Annotated in this window: 20 protein-coding genes; 6 read left to right on the top strand and 14 right to left on the bottom strand. The window is 65.4% G+C overall.

Translation table 11 applies throughout. The annotated features are described in order from the left end of the window. Positions 1-16: 16 nt before the first annotated feature. On the bottom strand, positions 17-1,315 hold the full coding sequence (locus tag QA645_RS11885; RefSeq protein ID WP_283050364.1) for an MFS transporter: 1,299 nt from the start codon (positions 1,313-1,315) through the stop codon (positions 17-19). Positions 1,316-1,446: 131 nt separating this feature from the next. Between QA645_RS11885 and QA645_RS11890 the strand changes: the two genes are divergently transcribed. Continuing rightward, the gene (locus QA645_RS11890; protein WP_283050365.1) at positions 1,447-2,364 is read left to right on the top strand and encodes a LysR family transcriptional regulator; all 918 of its coding nucleotides are present in this window, start codon (positions 1,447-1,449) and stop codon (positions 2,362-2,364) included. Between the two features lie 37 nt (positions 2,365-2,401). Beyond that, entirely contained in the window at positions 2,402-3,226 is an 825-nt protein-coding gene (locus QA645_RS11895) for an aspartate dehydrogenase (RefSeq protein WP_283050366.1), read from the top strand. A 4-nt stretch (positions 3,227-3,230) separates the two neighbouring features. Here QA645_RS11895 and QA645_RS11900 read toward each other — a convergent pair whose 3' ends face one another. From QA645_RS11900 to QA645_RS11935, 8 genes are all read right to left on the bottom strand, one after another. Next, positions 3,231-4,535 carry a sorbosone dehydrogenase family protein gene (locus QA645_RS11900; protein WP_254133348.1) on the bottom strand — a complete coding sequence of 435 codons (1,305 nt, stop codon included), beginning with the start codon at positions 4,533-4,535 and terminating at the stop codon, positions 3,231-3,233. Positions 4,536-4,816: 281 nt separating this feature from the next. Next, positions 4,817-5,443 (bottom strand): isoprenylcysteine carboxylmethyltransferase family protein, encoded by a 627-nt coding sequence (locus tag QA645_RS11905; RefSeq protein ID WP_254133347.1) that lies wholly within the window; start codon positions 5,441-5,443, stop codon positions 4,817-4,819. A 31-nt stretch (positions 5,444-5,474) separates the two neighbouring features. Further along, complete coding sequence (locus QA645_RS11910) at positions 5,475-6,506, bottom strand: NAD-dependent epimerase/dehydratase family protein (RefSeq protein ID WP_283050367.1); 1,032 nt, start codon at positions 6,504-6,506, stop codon at positions 5,475-5,477. Between the two features lie 32 nt (positions 6,507-6,538). Beyond that, a complete protein-coding gene (locus tag QA645_RS11915) occupies positions 6,539-7,057 on the bottom strand; it encodes an Mpo1-like protein (RefSeq protein ID WP_283050368.1) in 519 nt (172 codons plus the stop codon). A 172-nt stretch (positions 7,058-7,229) separates the two neighbouring features. Continuing rightward, on the bottom strand, positions 7,230-7,898 hold the full coding sequence (locus QA645_RS11920) for an OmpA family protein (protein ID WP_283053163.1): 669 nt from the start codon (positions 7,896-7,898) through the stop codon (positions 7,230-7,232). Beyond that, complete coding sequence (locus QA645_RS11925; protein WP_283050369.1) at positions 7,898-8,314, bottom strand: hypothetical protein; 417 nt, start codon at positions 8,312-8,314, stop codon at positions 7,898-7,900. The genes QA645_RS11920 and QA645_RS11925 overlap by 1 nt, the downstream gene beginning before the upstream one ends. An 88-nt stretch (positions 8,315-8,402) precedes the next feature. Beyond that, the gene (locus QA645_RS11930; protein ID WP_283050370.1) at positions 8,403-8,690 is read right to left on the bottom strand and encodes a type II toxin-antitoxin system HicB family antitoxin; all 288 of its coding nucleotides are present in this window, start codon (positions 8,688-8,690) and stop codon (positions 8,403-8,405) included. A gap of 7 nt (positions 8,691-8,697) precedes the next feature. Further along, entirely contained in the window at positions 8,698-11,274 is a 2,577-nt protein-coding gene (locus tag QA645_RS11935; RefSeq protein ID WP_283050371.1) for a UvrD-helicase domain-containing protein, read from the bottom strand. A 240-nt stretch (positions 11,275-11,514) separates the two neighbouring features. Between QA645_RS11935 and QA645_RS11940 the strand changes: the two genes are divergently transcribed. Continuing rightward, positions 11,515-11,685 (top strand): DUF1328 domain-containing protein, encoded by a 171-nt coding sequence (locus QA645_RS11940; protein ID WP_234679956.1) that lies wholly within the window; start codon positions 11,515-11,517, stop codon positions 11,683-11,685. A gap of 9 nt (positions 11,686-11,694) precedes the next feature. Here QA645_RS11940 and QA645_RS11945 read toward each other — a convergent pair whose 3' ends face one another. Continuing rightward, positions 11,695-12,204, bottom strand: coding sequence for a thioesterase family protein (locus tag QA645_RS11945; protein WP_283050372.1), 510 nt, complete (start codon positions 12,202-12,204; stop codon positions 11,695-11,697). Between the two features lie 87 nt (positions 12,205-12,291). Between QA645_RS11945 and QA645_RS11950 the strand changes: the two genes are divergently transcribed. Both QA645_RS11950 and QA645_RS11955 read left to right on the top strand, forming a co-directional pair. After that, positions 12,292-13,716 (top strand): FAD-linked oxidase C-terminal domain-containing protein, encoded by a 1,425-nt coding sequence (locus QA645_RS11950; protein WP_283050373.1) that lies wholly within the window; start codon positions 12,292-12,294, stop codon positions 13,714-13,716. A gap of 52 nt (positions 13,717-13,768) precedes the next feature. After that, the gene (locus QA645_RS11955) at positions 13,769-14,128 is read left to right on the top strand and encodes a hypothetical protein (RefSeq protein WP_254133339.1); all 360 of its coding nucleotides are present in this window, start codon (positions 13,769-13,771) and stop codon (positions 14,126-14,128) included. An 8-nt stretch (positions 14,129-14,136) separates the two neighbouring features. Here the strand turns inward: QA645_RS11955 and QA645_RS11960 are convergent, their stop codons facing one another. The 4 genes from QA645_RS11960 to QA645_RS11975 form a co-directional block, all read right to left on the bottom strand. Then, complete coding sequence (locus QA645_RS11960; RefSeq protein ID WP_283050374.1) at positions 14,137-14,940, bottom strand: ABC transporter substrate-binding protein; 804 nt, start codon at positions 14,938-14,940, stop codon at positions 14,137-14,139. Between the two features lie 259 nt (positions 14,941-15,199). After that, the gene (locus QA645_RS11965) at positions 15,200-16,867 is read right to left on the bottom strand and encodes a SulP family inorganic anion transporter (RefSeq protein WP_283050376.1); all 1,668 of its coding nucleotides are present in this window, start codon (positions 16,865-16,867) and stop codon (positions 15,200-15,202) included. Between the two features lie 151 nt (positions 16,868-17,018). Further along, positions 17,019-18,509 (bottom strand): caspase family protein, encoded by a 1,491-nt coding sequence (locus tag QA645_RS11970; RefSeq protein ID WP_283050378.1) that lies wholly within the window; start codon positions 18,507-18,509, stop codon positions 17,019-17,021. Between the two features lie 144 nt (positions 18,510-18,653). Further along, complete coding sequence (locus QA645_RS11975) at positions 18,654-19,574, bottom strand: LysR family transcriptional regulator (RefSeq protein ID WP_254133335.1); 921 nt, start codon at positions 19,572-19,574, stop codon at positions 18,654-18,656. Between the two features lie 96 nt (positions 19,575-19,670). Here QA645_RS11975 and QA645_RS11980 point away from each other — a divergent pair, with 96 nt between their 5' ends. Next, entirely contained in the window at positions 19,671-20,114 is a 444-nt protein-coding gene (locus QA645_RS11980; RefSeq protein WP_254133334.1) for a DoxX family protein, read from the top strand.

Here is a 20,114-nt window from a genome sequence, read left to right on the forward strand (position 1 = left end):
TGCTCCGTTTGGGGTGTCAGTGGGATTGCGGGACGGGTTCGACGGGCGCTGTCTGCGCACGCGACAATAGCAGGGTCAGGACCGCCGAGAGAACGAGCAGGCCACTGACGAAATACAGACCGCCGACAAAACTGCCGGTCTGGTCCTTGATCCAGCCAATCATGGCCGGACCGACGAAGCCGCCGAGATTGCCGATCGAGTTGATGGTGGCAATGCCCGCCGCGGCCGCGGGGCCGGAGAGGAACAGCGTCGGCATGCTCCAGAGCGGCGGCTTTGCGGAGGAGATGCCGATATTGACGAGCGTGAGCGCGACGAGCACCGCGACGACGCCGGATGCAAGGCCGGCATAGGCGAGACCCACGGCGGCGATCAGGCAGGCGAGCACGACGTGCCAGGTGCGCTCGCCGGTGCGGTCCGAATGCCGTGCCCACAGCACCATGGCGACGACCGCGGCCGTGGCCGGCAGCGCGTTGAGGAAGCCGACCTGGAGCGAGGTCAGGCCGAACTGCTTGATGATCTGCGGCGCCCAGACGCCGAGCGTGTAGAGGCCGGCCGAGGTGCCGAAATAGATCAGCGACAGCGCCAGCACGCGCGGATCGGCCAGCCCGCGCCAGATGCTGTGGCTCGCAGTCGCGGCCTTGCTGGTGGTCTCCTCGTTCATGGTCTCGACCAGCCAGCGGCGCTCGTCATCGGCGAGCCATTTTGCTTTCTCCGGGCGATCGGTCAGGAAGGCCAGCACGACGAAGCCGAGCACCACGGCCGGCAGGGCCTCCAGCACGAACAGCCATTGCCAGCCCTTGAAGCCGAGCAGGCCGTCCATCTCCAGCAGTGCACCGGAGACCGGCGAGCCCAGCACGGTCGAGAGTGGTGCTGCCGCCATGAACAATGCGGTCACCGCGGCGCGCTGGCGTGCCGGGAACCAGTAGGAGAGATAGAGGATGATGCCGGGAAAGAACCCGGCTTCCGCGACGCCGAGCAGGAAACGCAGGATGTAGAAGCTGGTCGCGCCTTGCACGAACGCCATCGCCGCCGAGACCATGCCCCAGGTGATCATCACCCGCGCGATCCAGATCCGCGCGCCGACCTTGTGCAGGATGATGTTGGAGGGCACCTCGAACAGGAAATAGCCCCAGAAGAAGATGCCGGCGCCAAAACCGTAGACGGTCGGCGACAGGCCGATGTCCTTGTTCATCGTCAGCGAAGCAAAGCCGATATTGACGCGGTCGATGAAGGCCACGAAGTAGAGCAGCATGATGAAGGGAACGATGCGCCAGGTGATCTTGCGCAGCACGCGCGTCTGAATCTCGCTCGCCACTCTGGCCTCCCCACGGTTCCGGTTTGTTGTGTGGCAGCGAGCCTAGGCGGGAGCGCCTGGCGGACTCAATTGACGCTGGTTTATACAAAAAAATGATATAATCCTCCGACGGCGACACGAGAGGATCCTGAATGGAATTGCATCAGTTGCGATGCTTCGTAGCGGCGGCCGAGCAGCTGCATTTCGGCCGCGCCGCGCAGCATCTCCAGATGCTGCCGTCGGCGCTCGGGCGCCAGATCAGGCTTTTGGAAGAGGATCTGGGAACGCGGCTGTTCGCGCGCACGACCCGCGCGGTCTCGCTCACTGAGGACGGCACAACGCTGCTGCGCGACGCCCGCGCCATCCTTGCCCGGGTCGAGGCCGTGGAGAGCAATCTGCGCAACCGCTCGCGTGCGGGCGCTGCGCGGCGGCTGCGGGTCGGCGCCATCGACAGCGCAGCCGCCGGGTTGCTGCCGCCGCTGCTGCGCGATTTCCGGACAAAGCATCCGGAGGTCGCGGTGCAGCTTCTGGAGGACAAGACCGTCCGGCTGTTGCCCAAGATCCTGACCGGCGCGCTCGATCTCGCCTTCGTCCGGCCGCCCGATCGGGCGGACAAGCGGCTCGAGTTTCGGCCTCTGCTTCAGGAAACCGCGATCGTCGCGTTTCCGCAGCGCCACGCGCTCGCCGGGCGCAAGTCGATCACGCTGGCCGACATCGCCGACGAAGCCATGCTCGTCCCCGACCGCCGCTCGCGACCACACAGCCACGACCTCACGGTAAAAATGTTCGAGCAGGCCGGCTTGACGCCGCGCATCGTGCAGGTCGCCGACGAGAAGCAGACCATCATCCATCTGGTGGCAACGAAGCTTGGCGTTGCGATCGTACCGCGCTGGACCACGCGGATGGCGGTGACGGGCGTGCGCTTCGTGCCGCTCCGCCCGAGGCAGAGCGGCCCCATCGGGCGGCTGCCGCTGGCCGCGGCCTGGTTGCGCGGCTCACGCGATCCGGCCCGCGATGCCATGTTGGCGGTGCTGGAGGCGCGCCTGCGCAGCTATGCGCGGGAGGCGTGAGCGGCTAAGAGTGGGTTCGGACATAAGGTGTGATGCGATGAGCGGACAGAAAGCTTCCAACGAATTGCGGGTGGCCATCGCGGGCCTGGGCTCGATCGGCACCAAGATCGCGACCGCGCTCGATCAGGGCATCGAGGGACTGACGCTGTCGGCCGTGGCCGTGCGCGATCCCGCCAAGCATCAGGCATTTCTGAACGGCCTTCGCCATCAGCCGCAAATCCTGCCGATCGACCAGCTCGGCGACGCCGCCGACATCGTCGTCGAGTGCGCGCCGAGCAGCCAGTTGCGTGCGATCGTCGAGCCGGCGGTGAAGCGCGGCAGGTCCGCGGTCGTAGTCAGCGTCGGCGGATTACTCGACAATTATGATCTGATCGATCTCGCCCGCGCCAATGGCGGTCGCATCCTCGTCCCGACCGGCGCGCTGATCGGGCTCGACGCGGTCAACGCGGCTGCGGTCGGCACCATTCATTCGGTGAAGATGGTCACGCGCAAGCCGGTCGACGGGCTGAAGGGCGCACCGTTCATCGTTCAGAACAACATCGACATCGACAATCTGCGCGAGCCGCTCAAGCTGTTCGAAGGCAGCGCGCGCGACGCGGCGAAGGGCTTTCCGGCGAACGTCAATGTCGCCGTTGCGCTGTCGCTGGCGGGCATCGGGCCGGATCGCACCCAGATGCAGGTTTGGGCCGACCCCACCGTGACGCGCAACGTTCATCGCATCGAGGTCGAGGCGGATTCGGCGCGGTTCTCGATGGGCATCGAGAACATCCCGTCCGAAAATCCCAAGACCGGGATGATCACCGCGCTGTCCGTGATCGCGCTGCTGAAGAAGCAGCGCGCCACGCTGTGTGTCGGAACGTAGACTCTTACGCTCCGGTCACGCGCCAGATCACGTTGCCGACGTCGTCGGCCATCAGCAGCGACTTCTTGTCGGGGCCGATCACGACGCCAACCGGGCGGCCGTAGGATTCCTTCTCGTCCGGGGACAGGAAGCCCGACAGGATGTCGCGGCCGGGGCCGGACGGCTTGCCGTTCTCGAACGGGATGAACACCAGCTTGTAGCCGGACAGCGTGCTGCGATTCCACGAGCCGTGCTGGCCGATCACCATGCCGTCGGGGAAGCCCGGCAGGGTGCCTGATGGCATCCAGCACAGGCCGAGCGAAGCGGTGTGGCCACCGAGCGCGTAGTCGGGTTGCAGCGCCTTGGCGACCATCGCGGGATCCTGCGGCACGCGGTCGTCCACCGTCTTGCCCCAGTAGCAATAGGGCCAGCCGTAGAAGCCGCCGTCGCGCACCGAGGTCAGGTAGTCCGGCGGCGTCTCGTCGCCGAGCCCGTCGCGCTCGTTGACGACGGTCCAGAGCACGTTCGTGTTGGGCTCCCACGCGAGTCCGACCGGGTTGCGCAGGCCGGCGCCGAAGATGCGGTGCGTGCCGGCGACGAGATCGAGCTCGTAGACCGCGGCGCGGCCTTCCTCGACCTCCATGCCCATCTCGGCGATGTTGCTGAGCGAGCCGACGCCGGCGTAGAGCTTCTTGCCGTCGGGGCTCGCGAGCAGGCTGCGCGTCCAGTGGCCGGCGGGCTTGAAAGTGGTGAGGCGCTTGCCGGACGCGGTGATGCGGTCGGCATTGGCGACGTAAGGGAAGGCCATCACGCCGTCGGTGTTGCCGACATAGAAGGTGTCGCCGACCAGCGCCATGCCGAACGGCTGGCTGAGGTTCTCCATGAAGGCGCCGCGATGTTCTGCGACACCGTCGCCGTCCTTGTCGCGCAAGAGCGTGATGCGGTTGGCGGACTCGCCGAGCGCCGCGGCGCGCCGCATGGTCGCCTGCATCGCGTAGTGGAACACCGACCTCGGAGCCCCCGCGATCTGCGTGGCTTCCGCAATCAGCACGTCACCATTGGGCAGCACCTCGATCCAGCGCGGATGGTCGAGGCCGGTGGCAAACGCATTGACCTTGAGCCCGGGCGCGACCGTCGGCTTCTGGCCCTCGCTCCAGCCGCGGGCGGTCGGCATCTTCAGCGTCGGCAGCGCGCCTTGCGGCTTCGCGTCGGGAATCGCCGGGGCCTGCCCCCAAGCCGGCGCGGGCGTGGTGCCCGACAGCTTTCGCCATTGCAGCGCGATGCCGCCCACGAACGCGACGAACTGCGCGAAGATGCTGGAAAATGTCATGAAAATCCCCTGTCGAACCTGCGGCACTGTCCAACGACGGATCGTCCAAAGCCCCGCGCGGGCTCAGACCGGGTCGTCGACCTCTCCAGATCCACGATAGAACGTCGTCATGCCGTTTTGCGCGCGCATCCAACTGGGTGGCGGTAAAAAGGTCAACCTGTGCAGGGTCGGATCGAGCCGTTCACGGCGCAAATGGCTGCACGCCGAATTTGCATGGCAGCCGCCACCACATCGCTGTCCCGGCGAAAGCCAGGACGATACCGACGAGTTCAGGGGCTACATCACCGCGGCGACGTGAACGGGATGATCATCGGTACACGGCGGCAATAAGCGCCGTAGGCGTCCTCGCCGAGCTCCTTTGACAGGAACACCTCTTCCATCCGGCCCTTCTGCCACATGCCGAGCGAGATCAGGATGGCGCCGAGGATCGTCGTCACCAGGCCGATTGCAACGCCGGTTACCAGCATACCGAAGATCAGCCCGGTGTAGATCGGGTGACGCACGATGCCGTAAGGGCCGGTGTCGATGACGCGGTGATCTTCCTTGTGGGTGATGGTGTTGGACCAGAACTTTCCGAGATGCAGCCGGCCCCACCAGGCGAAGGCGATGCCGGCGACCGAGAGGATTGCAGCAACGGCGATGCCGGTGTTGCCGAGCACCCAGAGCGGCTTCCAGCCCAGGATCTCCGCAATAAAGGGCGTGTACAGGATGCCGCCGACCAGGATCGGCAGGCGATAGCGCTGCGACTCCAGCGTCATGACCTGCTTCTTGGTCTGTCCCTGCCAGAACGAGGCGCCCACCCAGCTGGCGAGAAAGGCGACCCAGATCAGGGCGAGGAGTTCGGTCGGCCAGGCCGTGGTCCAGCCACCCCAGGCCACGGAGAGAAGCTTGCTGAAATCGAAGGACATGCGGAAAGGTTCTTTGGTTTGGGCGGCGGCCTTAGCTCGCGCGCGAGGAGAGCGCGTGATGCTTGATGGCGCCGGAGGGCTGCTGGCCGTTGCGGGCGAGCAGATGGGTGATGGTTTCGTGCAGCACCGGTTCGATCGGGCGCGGCGCATAGCCGAGCTCGGTACGCGCCTTGCCGATCGAAAGATCGCTTGCGGCGAGCGCGATGCGCACGCCCTCGGCGGTGCCGTTGGGTGGACGGTGCGTAATGCGATCGGAGATCGATTCCAGCATGATGGCGGAGAGCTCGGCGATCTTGCCGGGAACGACGACCGGGTATTGCCGCCGTCCGCTCATCGCCGACATCATCCGCAGGATCTGGCCGAGCCGGACACAGTCGCCGCCGAGGATGTAGCGCTGACCGGTGCGGCCGCGCTCCATGGTCAGTAACAGGCCCATCGCGACGTCGCGGACGTCGACGAGGTTGACCAGGAAGTCGAGATGCGGCTGCACCTTCTTCTGCAGGAAGTACCACAGCATCGCGGTGGGCGGCGTCAGATTGTGGTCGGCGGCGCCGATCGGCATGGTCGGCGTGCCGATCACGAGCGGGAAGCCGCTGGCTGCGGCCTTCGCGGCGTGATGCTCGGCGAGCGACTTCGAGCGCGTATAGGCGCCCGGCATCGCGTCAGCCGGCTGCAGCGCCTCCTCGGCGGCAACGCCGTTGAGGTTCGCATAGGGAAACAGGATCGATTCCGTCGAGCAGTGCAGGAAACGCGAGACGTTGCGCTTCATCGCAGCCGCAAGCACGACCTCGGTGCCGCGGAAATTGACGTCGTGGAAGTCCTGCTTGTTGGCGACCCACATGCCGGGCAGGCCGGCGAGGTGATAGACCTGATCTATGCCCGAAAGCGCGGCATCGACCGCGGCACCGTCCAGCACCGAGCCATGCACATACTCAACATCCGTGTTCGCCGTGGCCGGCGGTCGCACATCGAGAACACGTACCCGCTGCCCACGGGCGCGGAGCGCTTCGACAAGATGCTGTCCGATGAAACCGCTGCCACCGGTAACCAGTACGAGAGTCATGAAGTAGGTTTTGCTGTTCCGCTTCGAGAAAGCTATCGGGTTGAAAGGGAGTTGGTCGGAAGAGGCGCGAGAATCGCGGCGAGGTCGCGACGAAAACCCAGTGCAATGTAAAATTTTGCCATGACGAACATCGGTCCAAGCAGGAAATGCGTGGGGTGGTCGACCATCGACGGCTGCCGTTCCTCGAACACCCTGTGCCCGACGATTTGCGATGCGACGCCGAGCACGATCAGCACCGCAAAAATCGACCACATCATGGCAAGCGAGACCTGATTGCCGATCGCGGTTGCGACCGAAAGCAGCACGATCATCGACACGAGGATGCCGAGCCCGACGCCGGCGTCCAGCATCAGCCAGTATACCAGTACGGGCAGGGCCAAAATCACGGCGAGGCTGACCTCGACCCCGAACACGGAGAAATGGACCAGCGTCAGCGGCAGCGTCGCGCCGGTGAACAGCAGGAGAATGCCGACCACATGCATCGCGCAATTCCAGGGATCGCGATGGTATTCGACATAATCGGCCAGTTGGCGTTGAAAATAGCCAGCCATCTTGGTCTCGTGCGGCACGGGGGCGGGGAAGGGCGAAGACAGCCTATAGCACCTGATAGGGCAGTGCACAAACCGGCGCTATTGTCGCGCAGGACCATGCTGTCGCGCTGTGAGACAGGTCACAAAATAGTCAGAAGTTCAACGGGTTCCGCCAGACGCGACGGCTGCGCGCTCAATGCTTCTTGGCGGGCTTTTTCGCCGCAGGCGCAGGGGCTGCTGCGGGATGCACAGGCGCTTCTTCGGGCACTTTGGCAAAGGTCAGAATTTGCAACTGGCCGTTGACGGCCGAGGTCGGCTTGGCGCGGTCGAGGAACTGCTCCTCGCCGAGGCCGATCGGCTGCAGCCGCTTGGTCGAGATCTTGAAGGTGTTCACCAGTACATCACGGATCGCATCCGCCCGGCGCTGGCTCAGGATCGCGTTGGCTTCCCGCGTCTTCTGATTGGACTCGACATGGCCGACGATCAGGAAGGTGTAGGGCAGCAGAGAGGCGTGAACCAGCGCGTCGGCGATCCGGCCGACGGTCTGGTAGGAGTCCGGCTGGATGATCGGCGTGTCGGCGTCGAACTGGATCTGGGCGTTGAAGGCGGGCAGCTTGGCGAGATCCGGCGCGATCAGAGGCCGGTTCACCGGACCTGGATCGTTCTTGATCCTGGCCTTGGCCCGCTCCATCACCTGCTGCTTCAGCGCGGGGAGATCGACTTCGGGGGCTTCCTCGAAATGATTGAGCTTGCCAACGATGTCGTCGCGGGTCGGCGCCGTCTGCGCGCCCGCTGCGCCCGCGAGCAGAGCGAGACCCAACACGAAACCGATTCCGGCGGTGAAGTGCCCGGTTGCCCGCATCATCGATACCCCGCGTCGTCGACGGCCTTCAGGCAGTTGTTGCTGATGCCCTTGGGCGTCGAGATCAGGCAGGGGATCGACTTGCTGGTTTCCTTGGTCGAGCCGCCGCAGACCTTGACGATCTCGCGCTGGCAGGCGTTCGCGACCGTGACGCGGGCGGCGACGCGCTTCTGGATGGCATCGAACGTCGTGAGATAGTCGCTCTGGCACTGCTGGGAGAGCACGTCCCGGTTGCGGGACAGGCACTCCTTGAGGCGGGTGGAATCCGGATTGACGCCGCGGCAATTGGCGACGATTTCCGCACCGCAGCTTTTTGCCAGCAGCCCGATCGAATCGCCAAAGCTCATGGTCTCCGCCGTCGCAAGCGACGGCATCCCCAACAAAAGCACGATCAGTGTGATGGAGCCCCGGACCATGGTTGCATCTGATACGGGGAAGTTCGCCATGGTCAAGGGCTGTTCGAACCAGAACCGTCGAGAGTCCGGTCAGTGCGGCTAACAGTCCTCACTCCTCGGCGTCGTCGCTGGGAGGAAATTCGATCAGGACGGCCGTGTGTTTCCGGATGTCGTCGGCAAATTCGGGATCGGCCTTGAGTTCGTCCAATGTCCTGGGCGGGGGAAGCTCGCGGCCGTCCTCGGTCAGCTCCTGCGCGTAGAATGCGATCGCCTCGGGCGCATTCTCCAGGGCCTCGTCGGCGTCGTCGCCGCCGGAGATGCAGCCGGGCAGGTCCGGAAACCACAGGCTGACGTCATCCGGGCCCGCGTCTTCGATGATGGCGACGTAGTGAGGCATGTCGGCCTCACGCCCGCTGCACAAAGCTGTCCACGACCTTCTTCTCGCCGGCCTTGTCGAAGGCGATGGTGAGCTTGTTGCCGTCGATCTTGGTGACGCGGCCGTAGCCGAACTTCTGGTGGAAGACACGGTCGGAGAGCGAGAATTCCGATGTCGTGCCGGTCGATTTGGCGACCAGCTCGCCCTCGATCGTCATCGGCCCGCGGCGACGCGAGGAGAAGCTGCCGAAATCGGGGCCGGATGACGAGGACGACGAGAAGTTCGGGGCCTCTTCCTCGAAGCCGCCACGTCCGCCGCCGCCATTGCGTCCGCCGCCGCGATTGCGGTTGGCCTGGGCGCGCTGCCAGCCCGGCGTCGAATAGGTCGAGCCGAACGCCTCCATGTCGTCGAAGCGGGAGGCGCCGTAGCCGCCGGTGCCGCCCCAGGCCGAGCCACCCTTGGATTCCGTGATCTCGACATTGGCCGCCGGCAATTCGTCGAGGAAGCGCGACGGGATCGTGGTCGACCAGGTGCCATGGATGCGCCGGTTGGTCGCGAAATAGATTTTCGCGCGCCGCCTCGCGCGCGTGAGGCCGACATGGCCGAGCCGGCGCTCTTCTTCCAAACCGGCGCGGCCCTGCTCGTCGAGCGTGCGCTGGCTCGGGAACAGGCCTTCTTCCCAGCCGGGCAGGAACACGTTGTCGAATTCGAGACCCTTGGCCGAGTGCAGCGTCATCAAGGACACGGCGTCTTCCTCGGCACCGCCGTCGCGGTCCATCACCAGCGAGATGTGCTCCAGGAACCCCTGCAGGTTCTCGAACTCTTCCATCGAGCGCACGAGCTCTTTGAGGTTCTCCAGCCGGCCGGCTGCGTCCGCCGAACGATCCTTCTGCCACATCTCGGTGTAGCCGCTCTCGTCGAGCACGATCTGGGCGAGATCGGTGTGCGCGGTGACCTCGCGCTGGGCGCGCCAGCGGTCGAACTGGGCGACGACGTCGCGCAAGGACCCGCGCGCCTTCGGCTTCAGCTCGTCGGTCTCGACCACCGCGCGTGCCGCCTCGAACAGCGGAATGCGGCGCTTGCGGGCGTGGTCGTGCAGCAACTGTATGGTGGCATCGCCAAGCCCGCGCTTGGGCACATTGACGATGCGCTCGAAGGCGAGATCGTCGGCGGGAGAGTTGATGACGCGAAGATAAGCCAGTGCGTCGCGGATTTCGGCGCGCTCGTAGAAGCGCGGACCGCCGATGACACGATAGGGCAGGCCGAGCGTGACGAAGCGGTCTTCGAACTCGCGCATCTGGTAGGACGCGCGCACGAGGATGGCGACCTCGTTGAGCTTCTCGCCCTTGCGCTGGATCTGCTCGATCTCCTCGCCGATGCCGCGGGCTTCCTCTTCCGAATCCCACGAGCCCGTGACCGTGACCTTCTCGCCGTCCTGGTCTTCGGTGCGCAGCGTCTTGCCGAGCCGGCCTTCGTTATGCGCGATCAGGTGCGAGGCGGCCGCGAGGATGTGGCCGGTCGAGCGGTAGTTGCGCTCGAGGCGGATCACCTTGGCGCCGGGAAAATCGTGCTCGAAGCGCAGGATGTTGTCGACCTCGGCGCCGCGCCAGCCATAGATCGACTGGTCGTCGTCGCCGACGCAGCAGATGTTCTTGACGTGCGGCGTCTGCTCCTTCGCCCCGCTTGCGGGGAGAGGGAGAGTCTCCACGAGCTCGGTGCTCGGAGAGTCCGCCTCACCCGCATCGCCCTGCGATGCGATCTCTCCGCGCACGCGGGGAGAGGTGGAAGACGGCGCCTGCGACAGCAGCCGCAGCCACAGATATTGCGCGACGTTGGTGTCCTGGTACTCGTCGACCAGGATGAACTTGAAGCGCTGCTGGTACTGCCGGAGAATATCCGGGTGCTCGCGGAAGATGCGGATGTCCTCGAGCAACAGGTCGCCGAAATCGGCCGCGTTCAAAATCTTCAGCCGTTCCTGGTAGCTCGCATAGAGCTTGCCGCCCTTGCCGTTGGCGAAGACGGCGGCTTCGCCTGACGGCACCTGCGACGGTGCCAGGCCGCGGTTCTTCCAGCCGTCGATCAGCCCGGCCAGCATGCGCGCGGGCCAGCGCTTGTCGTCGATGTTGTCGGCCTGCAGCAGCTGCTTCAGCAGCCGCACCTGGTCGTCGGTGTCGAGCACGGTGAAATTCGACTTGAGCTGCGCCAGCTCCGCATGGGTCCGCAGAATGCGACCGCCGATGGAGTGGAAGGTGCCGAGCCACGGCATGCCCTCGACGGCCTGGCCGAGCATCTGGCCGAGCCGGTGCTTCATCTCGCGCGCGGCCTTGTTGGTGAAGGTCACCGACAGGATCTCGGAGGGGCGGGCGCGGCCCTGGCTCAGGATGTGGGCGATCCGGGTGGTCAGCACGCGGGTCTTGCCGGTGCCGGCACCGGCCAGCACCAGGACCGGGCCGTCCAGCGTTTCGACGGCGTCGCGCTGCTCGGGATTGAGCCCGGTCAGATATTTCGGGCCCACCGAGGCGCGCGCACGCGCGGCGATGCCGCCGGCTGCGGGCTGGTGGTCGGGTACGCTGGTGATTTTGCTCGGCTCGGTCATGCGAATCATTGGCCCCACGATGGCACCGCGGGGTGGCGGAAGGGAGCCTTCATAACAGGGATTGCCGCCTATATGGGGCGGCCGGCAAGGGTTTTCCACGTGCACGCCGGGCTGATTTGTTCCTGCGTGCCGGACGAATTTCCAGCCCCGGCGGGCCGGAACCAATGTTCCGAGCCGGAGATTGTTTGTTCAAGTGAGGCGCCTCAGCCGCGCCGATCGCAGACAGACATCAAAACAGAGGTTAAGGCCATGCTGAGCTGGGTTGTGACATTTCTCGTTATCGCACTGATCGCCGGTCTTCTGGGCTTTGGCGGCCTCGCCGGCGCATCGATCGAAATCGCCAAGATCATCTTCTTCGTCGCGATCGTCCTGTTCCTGGTCTCGGCCGTGGTCGGCCTTGCCCGCGGCCGCAGGATCTAGCGCGCCGGATCATGCACTACGCTTCGAGGGCATTGCCACGTTTCGGCCGATGCCCTCGGGGCGCGGCAAGGCACTGTGAGCCCCGACGACGGCCGCGATGCGCGCGCGAATATCCGGCGGAAAGGCCGCCACCTTGCGCGAGCCCATGTCGATGTGGAGCGACATGTTCTCGGAGGTCGCCGACAGCCAGCCCTCGGTTGCGTGCCGCAGCTCCTGGAAGGTGTGCAGTCGCTTGTCGTCGGCCTCCAGCAGCCAGACCGAGACCTGCACGGGATCGCCGAGGTGAATTTCACGCAGATACCGCACGTGACACTCGGCGGTGAAGGTCGAGCCGTTGCGCTCCTTCATGTATCCCGGCCCGATCCCAAGCTGCAGCCACATCTGGTCGATCGCCCGGTCGAACATCACGTTGTAATAGGCCATGTTGAGATGGCCGTTATAGTCGATCCATTGCGGCTCGATCTGCATGATCGAGGCGCGGAACGGCTCAGGCGTAGGGGCGGTGGCACTCTCCGGCATGTCTCATTCCCTGGCTATGCGTCCGGTCGCTTGACTTGACCGGTGAGATGTCCTTTGCCACGGTTTCCAGTGTCGGGAGGACTATCCGTGGGTACGACCATCACCAATAATCCGCCGCGGCCGGAGCCGAAAGCCCTCGCAAGCGCGCTGGAGCAGCTTGCCGCACGCTTCGGCAACCGCCTCATCACCTCGCAGGCCGTTCGCGAGCAGCACGGCCATACCACCACATGGATCGTCAACCAGCCGCCGGACGGCGTGGTGATGGCGCAGGAGACCGCCGACATCCAGGACGTGGTGCGGATTTGCGCGAAGAACGGCGTGCCGGTCATTCCCTTCGGCACCGGCACCTCGCTCGAGGGCCAGGTCAACGCGCCCGCCGGCGGCATCTCGATCGATTTGCGCGACATGAACAAGGTGCTCGCGGTGCATGCCGAGGATCTCGACTGCGTGATCCAGCCCGGCGTCACCCGCAAGGCGCTCAACGAGCATCTCCGCGACCAGGGCCTGTTCTTCCCGATCGATCCCGGCGCGGACGCCTCGCTCGGCGGCATGGCCTCGACGCGCGCCTCCGGCACCAACGCGGTGCGCTACGGCACCATGCGCGACAGCGTGCTGGCGCTGAAAGTCGTGCGCGGCGATGGCGAGATCATCACCACGGGCACACGCGCGAAGAAGTCCTCGGCCGGCTATGACCTGACGCATCTGTTCGTCGGCGCCGAAGGCACGCTCGGCATCATCTCCGAATTGACCATTCGGCTCCGCGGCATTCCCGAGACGATCGCCGCGGCCGCGGTGTCGTTCGAGACCGTGCACGGTGCGTGTCAGGCGGTGATCCTGGCGATCCAGACCGGCATTCCCGTGGCGCGCATCGAGTTGCTCAATACGGCGCAGGTGAAGGCCTGCAATTCCTATTCGAAGCTGACGCTGCCGGAGACGCCGCTTCTGCTGATGGAGTTCCACGGCAGCGAGGTCGAGGTCGATGCGCAGTCCAAGGCGTTCGGCGAGATCGCAAGGGAGTGCGGTGGCGGCGATTTCTCCTGGACCACCAAGCCGGAGGATCGCACGAAACTGTGGCAGGCGCGGCACGATGCCTATTGGTCCGTCAAGGCGCTGCGGCCCGGCGACAGCATCGGCGTGGTTGCAACCGACGTTTGCGTGCCGATCTCGCGGCTTGCCGACTGCGTCAGCGAGACCGAGGAAGATCTCAAGCGTCTCAACCTGTTGTCGCCGATCGTCGGCCATGTCGGCGACGGTAATTTCCACTGCTCGCTGGTGTGTGACACCAACGATGCGGCCGAGATGGCGCGCGGCGAGGAGTTCATGCATCGCCTCGTCGAACGCGCGCAGGCGATGGATGGAACCTGCACCGGCGAGCACGGCATCGGCCAGGGCAAGCAGAAATATCTCAAGGCGGAACTCGGCCCTGAAGCAATCGATGCGATGCGTGCGATAAAAATGGCACTCGATCCGCAAAACATCTTCAACCCCGGCAAGATCGTGCCGGAGGCGTAGCGCGCGCCATTGCCTTTCGCTTATGCTCGCTCCATCACGGCGGAGCGAGACAATGCAGTGGTTCGCGCGCAGGACGCGAGAAGATATATGGGACGAAGCGATCGAGTGGCCGCTCGGCGATATCGAGGCGGTCGCGCGCATCCGCTCCATCTGTGACGCTGCGGTCCAGAGCGCCGCAGGCTCCGCCTGTAACGACAAAAGCGAGAGCGCGCGTTATGAGCGCGCCGCAAAGGTCGCGATGGAAATCGCGATGAAGATCTCCGATGGCCTGATGCGCGACGACGCGGTGCATCGCATCGTCAATCTCTGCATGGCCGCGAACGACATCAAGACGGCGCAGATCCTGTTCCGCGCGATCCACGCCAGTTGGATCCGCGAAACGGCGCAGCGTGATCATCCGGCTTTGGTTTAGACATGATCCTATTCGACGACCTCGTCGGTGCGGGCGAGCAGCGCGGGCGATATATTCAGCCCCAGCGTCTTCGCGGTCTTCAAGTTGATCACGAGTTCGAACTTGGTCGGCTGTTCGACTGGTAGATCGGCCGGCTTGGCCCCGCGGAGTATCTGATCGACGTAATCGGCCGCCCGTCGGAACAGAGCCGGGAGGCTCGGTCCATAGGACATGAGTCCACCGCTGTGGACACCGCCACTGACCCCCCAGATTGTCGGCAGCCGTGCGCCCAACGCCAGCTCGTTGATCGTAACTTGCTTGGCGTCTACCAATGCTTCGCTCGCGATATAGAGCGCTTCGGCTCGTTCCTTCAGTCCTTCGAATGCAGGTGCGATATCCTGCTCGCCGCGGATTTCCAGTGCGATGACCTCAACGCCAAGCGCGTGCGCCGCGGCCTGAACCTCGGCCAGCTCTTGCTTGGCCGCGGGATAGGCAACGTTGGCCATCACTGCCATCCGTCGGAGCCCGGGAATGACTTCCCGCAAAAGTTCAGCTCGTTTGCCTGCAAGATCGGGCCCCTGGATCGACAGTCCGGTCACGTTGGCTCCCGGTCGGGACAGATTATCGACGAAGCCACTGCCAACCGGGTCCACAGCTACGGCGAACACGACCGGAATCGTCGATGTCAGCTTCTTGATCGCGAGGACCGCGTTTCCTCCGGTCACAATGATGTCGACCTTGAGACGGACGAACTCCGCGGCTATTTCGGCGATCCGGTCATTGCGTCCGTCTGCCCAGCGATAATCGAGGGCAACAGCATTGCGACCTTCCATCCAACCGAGCTCGCGTAACCTCGTTTCGAAAGAAGCGGTCGACCTGGTCCACGATGATTGCGCGACTGTTCCAAGAAAGCCAATGGTCGGCCGTTTCGTTGATTGCCCGCGCGCCGCGACTGTGCACGCAACAGTCGCGCCTCCGAGCAACGTGATGAACCCTCGTCGCTTCATGCAGCGTCCAGGATAAAGCCAGATATTTGAGGCCCGCAGGGTAGCACACTGGAGGCGGCGGGATAGATCGCTCGGCGCCCCGCAGCTACTTCGCCAGTTTCCGCACGGCCTCGTCCACGCTGTGGAAGACGTGCTCCTTCGGCAGCACATCGAACAGCCTGAAGCGCTCGAAGGCGTCCTGCGCGCGCATCGATTCCAGCCGCGCCAGCGCGACCGTGACGCCTTGTTCGTGGCAGGCCTTGAAGACGTCGAGCAGGATCTGCGCGGCGGTGAAGTCGATCTCGACCATGCCGCTTGCCTCCAGCACCAGCAATTGCGGTGTCGCCGTGCCGAGGACTTTCGTCACGTCGCTGCGGAAGCCCGGCGCATTGAGGAAGGACAGCGGCGCCTGCAGCCCGATCACGGCGACGCCCGCGATGCGCTCGCCGGTGATGTGCGGATGCGCGGGCCACCAGATCGTGGTGCCCGGCACGCGCTCGAATTCGACCAGTCTCGCGCGCGTCGTGCTCCAGATGCCGTGCAGCAGCGACAGCACGATGCCGAGGAACGCGCCCTGCTGGATCGGCAGCACGATAATCAGCGCGGCGGTGGCGACGATCAGCAGAAACTCGCTGAAGGACTGGCGATAGATCGTCACGATCTGCTTGGTGCGGATGATCCGCAGCGCCACGAACAGCAGGATGCCGCCAAGGGCTGCATCCGGGACGTGCTGCAGCAGCCCCGTTCCGAACGCGAGCAGCAACAGGACGATCACCGCGGCCGCAAGGCCCGCAAGCTGCGATTGCCCGCCGGTCTCGGCGACGATGCCCGTGCGCGGCGGGCTGGCATTGACCGGAAACGCGCCGAACAGGCCCGACAGCACGCTGCCCGCGCCGGCGCCGAGGAAGTCGCGATCGACATCGGCGGGCTTGTCGGGATCGGACGGGAACGACCGCGTGGTGGCGGCGGTCTGCACCATCACCACCACGGTCACGACGAAGGCGAGCGGCACCAAGTGCACCCATTGCTCCGGCGCCAGATCAGGCAAGGTCGGCCGGGGCAGCGTGCCCGGCACCGTGCCGACGACTTTGACGCCCTTGCTCTCCAGGCCAAACGCGATGGTGGCCAGCGTCGCGGCAACGAGCCCGATCAATGCGCCGGGGATTTTCGCGCTGATCCTTTCGGAGATGAAGACCACTGCGAGCACGCCGAAGCCGATGAAAAAGGTGATGGGATTGGTGCGGCCGATCTCGGTTGCGAGCACGCCGATGCGATCGAGCGTCGGGCCGCTCGGCGAGTCCAGTCCCAGCACGCCCGGCAATTGCGAGACGATGATGTGGACGGAGATGCCGGCGAGGAAGCCGACCATCACCGGCATCGATAGAAGGTTGGCGATGCCGCCGAGCCGGAACGCGCCCCCGGCGAGCATCATCGCGCCGACCATCAGGGCCAGCGCGATCGCGAGCCCCTGATATTCCGGTGAGCCGGCAGCGGCCAAAGCGGCCAGCCCGCCGGCGAAGATCGGCGTGATCGTGGAATCCGCACCGCAGGACAGGAAGCGGTTGCCGCCGAGCAGGGCAAAGCCGAGCGAGCCCGCCATGAAGGCGAAGAAGCCGATCTGCGGCGCGAAGCCGCCGAGCCGCGCGGTCGCCATCTGCTCGGGGATCGCGATCGCCGCCAGCGTCAGCCCCGCCATGAGATCGCCGGGCAGGGCATAGGAGGCGAGCGAGCCAAACAGCGGCCATGCTTTCCTGGCGTGAGCGTCCTGCGGCATCGATGCGGAATCCCCGGAAAATCTGCGGTGGTCCGTCAGACTACAACATTTCCGGATTGGAGGGCGGCCGACTGCGCAACTTCGCGATCATCAACAAAAATGTCCGCAAGCGAGGCTTGCGGACATCAATGCCTATCGCAGTGCGGCGGTGTCAGTACCTGGTGCCGCGGTTATAGTCGCCGCCGCCGCGTCCCATGCCTCCACCGCCATGGCCGCCCATGCCCATTCCCATGCCGAGGCCAATTCCGAGACCGATTCCGACGGCTTCAGGCGGCGGGCCGGGGGGCGGTGCGCGCTCGACGACGACTTCGTCAGGCGGCGGCCGGCGCTTCGGCGGCGTGTCGACCACCTTGCGCTTTGGCGGCGTGTCGTCGACGCGCTTCTTGATCACGGGCGCAACCGTCGGGTTGATCGGCGTTGCCGGCGGCGTCGGTGCCGAGCACGGGCAGGTCGGCGCCATCGCGACGGCGACCGGCACTGCGGCGGCGGCAACCGGCAAGGCATAATTGCGGTTCTGCACGCGAAGCAGCAGCCGGCGCGCGGTCGCGGCGAGATCGCTGTTGTCCCAGTTTGCGAGATAGGTCTCGTACGAAGCGCGGGTGTTGATCGCCACCGCACGGTCCCATGCCAGCATCTGACGCCGCCGCTCCAGCACCGTACGCAGGCGCGGCGTCTGGGCGTCCTGCGCATAGAGTTCGACATAGGCCTGATACGCAGGCACGGTGTCGTCGGCGATCACGAGCTGATAGGCGGCCTTGGCATCCTTGCCCTGCAAATCCTTGCGCCAGTCCTCGACGCTGCGCGTCGCGCTGGCGAGGGCCATCGCGTTCGCGCCCGGCGCCGCGGGCTGGCCGCCGCCGCTGTCACCACCGAAGAATTTGAAGTCGGTCGTCAGCGACGAGCTTTCCCAGGGGATCTGCCGCCCGTCGGTCGATTGCGCGACTGCGATGCGGATGCGCTTGAACACTTCCTCGATCGGAATATTCGGCTGCTTGGCAACGGTCAGCGCTGCCGTGGTGTAGGGACTGTCGGCGCCGGATCCGTCCTCGGCTTCGGCACCGGGCGAGGTCGAGTACGAGATGAAGGAGCCCGGCGCGCCCGCCTTGGTGTCGACGATCGCAAGCCCGTGGCCGGCACCGCTCAGCGCCGGGAACGGATTGTTGCGGCAGGCGTCGAGCATGAAGATGCGCGCCCGCGTCGGCAGCGCGCCGAGCGTGTTGAGCAGATCGTTCAGCCGCACGCCCTGCAGCGGAATGTCGGCCTCGCGCTTGGGATCGAGATCGACGGGCACGAGATAGTTCTCGCCGTCGATCTGCAAGCCATGGCCGGCATAGAACACCAGCGCAACCGTGTCGGCGCCGCTGGCGCTGACCTTGCCGGCGAAATCGGAGATCGTCTGGCGCATCTCGCTCTGCGCGAGGTTCGGCGCCGCGGTGACGGTGAAGCCGGCATTGCCGAGCAGCTCGGCCATGCCCTTGGCATCGTTGGCGGCGTTCGGCAGTTCCGGCACCGTGCGATAGGCGGACTGGCCGATCACCAGCGCAAGCCGGGCTTCGGCCGCGGCTTGCGTCGGCGTCATGAGTTGCGTGAGTGCAAGGAGACCGGAAGCAAGAACTAAATTGCAAAGGACTGGACGGCGCATGGTGTCACCTCCATCGGCAATGGGCGCGAGGATATTACCTTTTCTAGTCGTCAGCCGCGGCGCTGTCTGTGCGCTAGCTCACGCTCTCGCGTGCGGCAAAATGGGGCAGGGGGTCTGCCAGAACCGACGCGCGGTGCCGTGCCTTCAGAACAATCCACGGTCCCAGGGCGGGTCAGGCGCAAAGCGTGCGGCGAGAAAATCGATGAAGGCGCGCACCTTCGCCGGCGGCCGGCGATCGGGCAGGTAGACCGCATGCACCGCGGAGGACTGGATCTCCGGCTGATCGAGCGGAAGCGCGACCAGCGTGCCGGCGCGCAGATCGTCGGCAATGATGAAGGTCGGCTGACGGGCGAGGCCGAGGCCGGCCAGCGTCGCGGCGCGCAGCGCATCGCCATTGTTGGCGCGCAAGGTGCCGCTGATCTGGATGCGGATCTCGCCGTCGACGCCGAACGGCCATTCCGCGGCGCTGCCCTGCTGCGTGAGCGTGTAGCCGAGGCAATTATGTGCGGCGAGGTCGGCGACCGTGCGCGGCGTGCCGTGTTTTGCCAGATAGGACGGGGCGGCACACACGACGAGCCGGTTCGGCGCGAGCTTTCGCGCCACCATGCTGGAGTCGCGCAGCTTGCCGATGCGGATCGCGAGGTCCCAGCCTTCCTCGGCGAGATCGACGAGGCGATCGTTGAGGCCGAGCTCGATGGTCACCTCGGGGTAGCGTTCCGAAAAGTCTGCAATGACGGGCGCAATCTGCCGTGTGCCGAACACGACGGGCACGTTGACCCGCAACAATCCGCGCGGCTCGGCGCGCTCCCGCGCGACCGCGGCATCGGCCGTCTCCATGTCGGCAAGGATCCGCTCGGAGGATTCCAGATAGAGGCGGCCGGCTTCGGTGATCGACAGCCGCCGCGTGGTGCGGTGGAACAGCTTGATGCCGAGCCGGGCCTCCAGCGAGGCCACGTGCTTGGTGACCATGGTCTGCGACAGGCCCATGGCCCGGGCCGCGCCGGACAGGCTGCCGTTCGCCGCCACCTTGGCGAAGACTTCCAGGCTGGTCAGCCGGTCGAGCATCTATTTCACTCTATGGGTGTGAAGTATATTTCAAGAATAGCTGATTATCATCCAAGTGAGAATAGATCATAGGTGGCCCGAACAATGGAGACCGCCATGATCGATTCCCGTACCGCTCCCTACGCCGCGCTGGTGCTGCGCGTGACGCTGGGCGCGCTGTTCCTGGCCCATGCCAGCCTGAAACTGTTCGTGTTCACCCCCGCCGGCACTGCAAAGTTCTTCGGCAGCCTCGGCTTCCCGCCGGAGCTCGCCTACCTTGTGATGACCGTCGAAGTCCTCAGCGGCATTGCCCTGATCCTCGGCGTCTGGACCCGCTATGCCGCGCTGGCCGGCATCCCGATCCTGCTCGGCGCGATCTTCACCGTGCACGGTGCCGCCGGGTTCTTCTTCACCAACCCGAAGGGCGGCTGGGAATACCCCGCGTTCTGGGTGATCGCGCTGGTCGCGCAGGCGCTGCTCGGCGATGGCGCCTTCGCGCTGCGGCCCTCACGCGATGTCGAGGCGGCGAACGGGCAGTTGAGCGTCGCGTCGTCGCGCTGA

Origin of the sequence: Bradyrhizobium sp. CIAT3101, assembly GCF_029714945.1 — a bacterium.
Taxonomy (GTDB): domain Bacteria; phylum Pseudomonadota; class Alphaproteobacteria; order Rhizobiales; family Xanthobacteraceae; genus Bradyrhizobium.

Bases quoted from the DNA above. Each gene is read 5' to 3' on its own strand.
- QA645_RS11980 (WP_254133334.1), top strand. From the start codon at position 19,671: ATGATCGATTCCCGTACCGCTCCCTACGCCGCGCTGGTGCTGCGCGTG.
- QA645_RS11925 (WP_283050369.1), bottom strand. From the start codon at position 8,314: ATGGTCCGGGGCTCCATCACACTGATCGTGCTTTTGTTGGGGATGCCG.
- QA645_RS11900 (WP_254133348.1), bottom strand. From the start codon at position 4,535: ATGACATTTTCCAGCATCTTCGCGCAGTTCGTCGCGTTCGTGGGCGGC.
- QA645_RS11965 (WP_283050376.1), bottom strand. From the start codon at position 16,867: ATGCCGCAGGACGCTCACGCCAGGAAAGCATGGCCGCTGTTTGGCTCG.
- QA645_RS11970 (WP_283050378.1), bottom strand. From the start codon at position 18,509: ATGCGCCGTCCAGTCCTTTGCAATTTAGTTCTTGCTTCCGGTCTCCTT.
- QA645_RS11960 (WP_283050374.1), bottom strand. From the start codon at position 14,940: ATGGAAGGTCGCAATGCTGTTGCCCTCGATTATCGCTGGGCAGACGGA.
- QA645_RS11940 (WP_234679956.1), top strand. From the start codon at position 11,515: ATGCTGAGCTGGGTTGTGACATTTCTCGTTATCGCACTGATCGCCGGT.
- QA645_RS11930 (WP_283050370.1), bottom strand. From the start codon at position 8,690: ATGCCTCACTACGTCGCCATCATCGAAGACGCGGGCCCGGATGACGTC.
- QA645_RS11895 (WP_283050366.1), top strand. From the start codon at position 2,402: ATGAGCGGACAGAAAGCTTCCAACGAATTGCGGGTGGCCATCGCGGGC.
- QA645_RS11955 (WP_254133339.1), top strand. From the start codon at position 13,769: ATGCAGTGGTTCGCGCGCAGGACGCGAGAAGATATATGGGACGAAGCG.
- QA645_RS11935 (WP_283050371.1), bottom strand. From the start codon at position 11,274: ATGATTCGCATGACCGAGCCGAGCAAAATCACCAGCGTACCCGACCAC.
- QA645_RS11905 (WP_254133347.1), bottom strand. From the start codon at position 5,443: ATGTCCTTCGATTTCAGCAAGCTTCTCTCCGTGGCCTGGGGTGGCTGG.
- QA645_RS11975 (WP_254133335.1), bottom strand. From the start codon at position 19,574: ATGCTCGACCGGCTGACCAGCCTGGAAGTCTTCGCCAAGGTGGCGGCG.
- QA645_RS11915 (WP_283050368.1), bottom strand. From the start codon at position 7,057: ATGGCTGGCTATTTTCAACGCCAACTGGCCGATTATGTCGAATACCAT.
- QA645_RS11910 (WP_283050367.1), bottom strand. From the start codon at position 6,506: ATGACTCTCGTACTGGTTACCGGTGGCAGCGGTTTCATCGGACAGCAT.
- QA645_RS11945 (WP_283050372.1), bottom strand. From the start codon at position 12,204: ATGCCGGAGAGTGCCACCGCCCCTACGCCTGAGCCGTTCCGCGCCTCG.
- QA645_RS11920 (WP_283053163.1), bottom strand. From the start codon at position 7,898: ATGCGGGCAACCGGGCACTTCACCGCCGGAATCGGTTTCGTGTTGGGT.
- QA645_RS11890 (WP_283050365.1), top strand. From the start codon at position 1,447: ATGGAATTGCATCAGTTGCGATGCTTCGTAGCGGCGGCCGAGCAGCTG.